This window comes from Aeromonas sp. (assembly GCF_051657805.1).
In the GTDB taxonomy this organism is placed as follows: Bacteria; Pseudomonadota; Gammaproteobacteria; order Enterobacterales; family Aeromonadaceae; genus Aeromonas.
Genome location: NZ_JBOFLJ010000035.1, coordinates 1 through 1,174, shown reverse-complemented (window position 1 = coordinate 1,174; position 1,174 = coordinate 1). Strand labels below are relative to the sequence as shown.

At 58.7% G+C, this 1,174-nt stretch carries 2 protein-coding genes; both read right to left on the bottom strand.

Annotation, left to right across the window (positions count from 1 at the left end; genetic code table 11):
• Positions 1 to 151: 151 nt before the first annotated feature.
• The gene (locus ACRCYW_RS13605) at positions 152 to 427 is read right to left on the bottom strand and encodes a hypothetical protein (RefSeq protein WP_438550615.1); all 276 of its coding nucleotides are present in this window, start codon (positions 425 to 427) and stop codon (positions 152 to 154) included.
• Positions 428 to 605: 178 nt separating this feature from the next.
• Positions 606 to 1,174: hypothetical protein (locus ACRCYW_RS13600; RefSeq protein WP_438550614.1), on the bottom strand; the 569-nt coding region annotated here is incomplete at its 5' end.

Genomic DNA, 1,174 nt, shown 5'->3' with positions numbered 1-1,174 from the left:
CCTTCTAGCTCTCCATCGGGACAACCTTCAGTGAGCCCATCCAATTCCCCTTCTGTGCTGCCCTCCAGTACTCCATCATCTGCACCATCCATGTCACCCTCTGGTGATCCATCGGCTGGTCCATCTGGGGGCCCATCGGTGGTGCCTTCAGTCAGTCCATCTGCACGCCCATCCAAGGGACCATCCTCTTCCCCTTCTGAAGCACCATCAGCTGGTCCTTCGAAGACCCCCTCAGCAACACCATCGGTTGGGCCTTCGGAATCCCCCTCAAGGTCCCCATCTGTTGGGCCCTCCACCAGTCCTTCCCTGAGTCCATCTTTGGCACCTTCAACTGGGCCTTCTCTGTCACCCTCGACCTCTCCCTCCTCGCGGCCTTCGTCATCCCCATCAACGAGTCCGTCCATGTCACCCTCTGAGGAGCCTTCATTTGGCCCTTCTTTGTCACCGTCCTCCGGGCCGTCCGCTATGCCATCCACTGGTCCCTCCACCAGCCCTTCAGGGCAGCCCTCAACGGGTCCCTCTGAAGGCCCCTCTGGCAGCCCTTCCATCAGCCCATCCAGGAATCCATCAACAATCCCATCCGAGAATCCAACCTTTTCATCATTTCAACCAAGTGCAGCTCCTACCAAAAGGCCCACCAACAAGCCATCAACAGCACCTTCAGCCTTGCCCTCGGATGGACCATCGGTTGCGCCCTCTAAGGTTCCCTCTGCTGGACCGTCTTTGCCCCCCTCAACATCCCCATCTGTGGACCCCTCCAATTCACCATCCTCTGGTCCCTCCACTGCCCCCTCCAATGTGCCATCATCTGGCCCCTCTGAGACACCATCAGCCTCTCCTTCAGCTGGGCCTTCTCTGTCACCTTCGTTGTCCCCGTCCAATGTCCCATCCAGGTCACCCTCAGAGGCTCCCTCTGTTGGTCCATCATTGTTGCCTTCTAGCTCTCCATCAGGACAACCTTCAGTGAGCCCATCCACTTCCCCTTCTGTGCTGCCGTCCAGTATTCCATCATCTGCACCATCCATGTCACCCTCTGGTGATCCATCGACGGGTCCATCTGGGGGGCCATCGGTGGTGCCTTCCGTCAGTCCATCTGCACGGCCATCCACGGGACCATCCTCTTCCCCTTCTGAAGCACCATCAGCTGGTCCTTCGAAGACCCCCTCAGCAAGAC